This window comes from Actinomadura sp. NPDC048032 (genome assembly GCF_040653175.1).
Classification (GTDB): domain Bacteria; phylum Actinomycetota; class Actinomycetes; order Streptosporangiales; family Streptosporangiaceae; genus Spirillospora; species Spirillospora verrucosospora.
The window spans coordinates 1-3,372 of record NZ_JBEZJP010000623.1; the positions used below are offsets into that span (position 1 = coordinate 1).

2 protein-coding genes are annotated in these 3,372 nt (G+C 73.8%); both read right to left on the bottom strand.

The genetic code is table 11. The annotated features are described in order from the left end of the window. Positions 1–706: glycosyl hydrolase (locus AB0C69_RS40175; RefSeq protein ID WP_360361649.1), on the bottom strand; the 706-nt coding region annotated here is incomplete at its 3' end. Further along, on the bottom strand, positions 703–3,372 hold a 2,670-nt coding region (locus AB0C69_RS40180), incomplete at its 5' end, for a family 78 glycoside hydrolase catalytic domain (protein ID WP_360361652.1). The genes AB0C69_RS40180 and AB0C69_RS40175, both read right to left, overlap by 4 nt.

Genomic DNA, 3,372 nt, shown 5'->3' on the forward strand with positions numbered 1-3,372 from the left:
AGGTGATCCGCTCCCCCGCGACCTTCGGGGTCAGGTCGGTGAACGACGCGGGGTCGAGGCCGGTCTCCTTGCGGGTGGTGTTCGCGGCGGCGGTCCGCACGGCGTGCACGGCGACGAGGTGCCGCCTCGTCACGCCGTCCTCGGGCGCGGTGACCGGCTCGGGGACCGGGCCGTCATGGGTGGCGCCGCCCGCGACGGGCACCGTCCCGTACGCGAGTTCCTGGACGGCGGCCTCGTCGTCCGGCGTGATCGTCGGGACGGCGGCGGGCCAGGCCGGGCCGATCGTCAGGTCGACGGTCACGCCGCGCCGTGCCGCCTGGTCGAGCGCGGCCTCCACGCCGGCGTTCCAGGCCGGGGTGGCCCAGCCGTGGCCCGCCGGGTCCAGGACGGACTTGTCGCGGATGCTGTGGTGCACCGCGACGATCTCCGCGCCGCCGAACCCGGCGTCCGCGATCTGGTCGATCTCGCGCCGGATCTCCGCCGGGTCGACCAGGCCGTCCGGCCACCACCAGCGGAACCGGGGCCGCACCGCCGCGCCGGGGCGGGCGAACCCGCCCGCCGCCGGCCCCGCGGGGAGACCGGGCGCGGCCTGGGCGGCGGCCTCGCCCCCGAGGACCGGGCCCGCGCCCGCCACGACGGCGGCCGCGGCGCTGATCTGGAGGGCGCGCCTGCGGGTGAACCCCTGCCCCGTGCGTTCGTCGTTCACTGTCTTCTCCTGATCACTGTGATGCGGCCGGAGCCGACCGGGCCGATGGTGAGGAGCCGGCCGGTGGCGTCCCGGCTCGTGGCGCGGGGGGCGCGGGCATGGGGACCGGCGACGCCGTACGCGCGCGGGTCGTCGTCGCCGATCTCGACGACGACGCGGGCGGACGCGCCGGGCGGCACGTCCACGTCCAGGCGGTACCGCTCGGCGCGGTCGAGCGCGACGGAGACGGGGCCGCGGATCGTCGGGACCCGCCCGGAGATCCGGGTCAGGTCGCCGGGGCGCGGCCGGACCTCGATCTCGGCGGCTCCCGGCGCGGTGATCCGCACACCGAGGACATGGCGCGGGATGACGTTCGCGGGCGCCGAACCCCAGGCGTGCGAGAACGTCATGTTGGGCTTGAGGGACGGGTCCCACGCCTCGGCCACGATGGTCGCGCCGAGGTCGTCCAGCATGTGCAGCCAGGAGCTCATGCCGCCGGCCGTCATCAGCCCGATCGCGGCTTTGGCCTGGCCGGTGGCGAACAGGGCGTCCAGCAGGAACTGCGCGCCGTAGACGCTGACCTTCATGCCGCCGTCCGCGAGGGTCTGTCCCAAGGCGCGGACGACGGGGTCGGGAACCGTTCCGGGCCCGGCCACGCCGAGCGCGACCGGGAACACGGTGGCGTGCTGCGCGCTGTGGGTGGTGCCAGCTCCATCGACGAACCGTCCGTTGGACGCGTCGAGCAGCTTCTCCCGCATCGCCTTGGCCAGCGTGTCGGCGCGCTCCCGCCAGCTCTTCGCGTCGGCCGTCCTGCCCAGGGCGTCCGCGATGTCGGCCATGGCGGTGAACGCGGCGTACTGGCAGGCGTTCACGACGGTGTTGACGTCGGTGAACACGTAGCCGTCCCGATTGGACGCGGGCCAGTCGACCAGGTCCTGGGTGGGCGAGGCGGGCTTCTTGTGGACGAGCCCGTCCTCGCCGAGGTGGGGCGTCAGATGCTTGGACGCGAGGATGTCGTAGTCAGCGGCGAGCTGCTCCGGGTCACCGGTGTGCAGGTAGTCCTGCCAGGCCGACATGACGCTCATCAGCCGGTACTCGGTCGGCCAGGTGGGGTTGCGGGCCAGGTAGGCGTCGGAGGCGCGGGCCAGCGCGAACGAGCGCTGCACCGCGTACTCGGACGCCTGGTTGATGAGCGCGTCGCCCTCGTAGGGGCCGCGTTCGCGCGTCGGCGTGTCGGTGTAGAGGTCGCCGCGGGTCGCCTCGATCGAGTAGCGGCACAGCTCGTACACGCGGTCGAGGTCGGGGCTGGAGCTGGAGAACGACGCGTCGGAGTCGCGCCAGGCGGCCCGCCAGGCGCGTCCGGTGACGGCCTGCGACAGGTCGAGGTCGTCGTCGCAGACGAGCTGCGCGTAGCGGAACCCTCGGTAGCCCCAGTGCTCGATGGTCTGCTCGCCGTCGCGGAGCGTCCACACCTCCCGGTAGGTGACGCCGGCGCGCAGCGCGTGCCTGACCGTCCCGTCGGCGTTCAGCTCCTCGCCGAGCCGGACCTCGACGGTCTGCCCGGCCTTGCCGCGCACGGACAGGCGCAGACCGCCCGCGATCTCCCGTCCGAGGTCCACGAGCCAGGTGCCGGACGAGACCTTCCGCACGGACGCGGGTCCGGCGTCGTACAGCCCGACCGGTTCGACGAGCGCGGGCTCCAGCCCGCCGATGGCCGCCTTGACCACCGCCGGCTCCCAGCCGGAGTCGTCGAAGCCGGGGTTCGTCCATCCGGCCGGCTCCTGCCGCATGTCCCAGTACTCCTGGGGACCGGTGTAGAAGCCGGAGCCGATCGTCCCGGCGTCGCGCAGCAACCCCGCCTGGCGGCGCGCCTTCCACGCCGGGCCGCTCCTGACGGTGGTGGACGTCCCGTCGGCGTAGGTGACGACGAGCTCGGCGAGGAAGCGCTTGTCCTCCGGGGTGAACGCCAGGGCCGCGAGCGCGTTGCGGCGGCCCGGCTCCAGCGCCCCGGTCACGTCGAAGGAGTGGTATTTCGGCGCTCCGGCCCCGCCCCGCATGGAGGCGAACCCGGCCACCTCGCCGTTCACCCAGATCTTCGCCGGGTACTGGCGGATCGACGCCGGAGACTGGGCGGCGACGTGGAGCACGGCGGCCGCGATCGGCTTGACCTCCGGGACGAACTCGGTGCGCAGCAGCGCCCAGGAGTCGTCGGGCGACCCGGCCGAGGACAGTGTCGACTGCCCCTTGGCCAGGGTCAGGGCGCCGCCGGCGACCGTGCCGGCGCCGAAGGTGCCGCGGCCGTCGGAGAAGTCCTCGTCGATGATCGCTTCACCGTCCGGGGCGGTGAAGGTGACGCGGTCCCATACGTTGGCCTCGGTGGAGCCGTTGCGCATCCCGACCGTGCCCGTCCGGTACGTGGCGTCGGTCGTGGTGTCGACCTCGGCGCCGTCGACGGACGTCCGGAAGGTGGAGCCCTCCATCTCGACCGCCACGTCGTACCAGCGGCCCGTCTCGACGGGGAACGGCAGGCGCTTCTCCTCCAGCACCTGGTAGGCGCCGTTCACGCAGACGTGCTTCTTCAGGACGCCGGGAGAGCCGGCGCGCAGCTGCCACAGGTAGTTGGCGCTCGTCCCGGACGCCCGGAACCAGATGCTCGCCGCGACCGAGGTGATCTGCAGCCGGGCCTT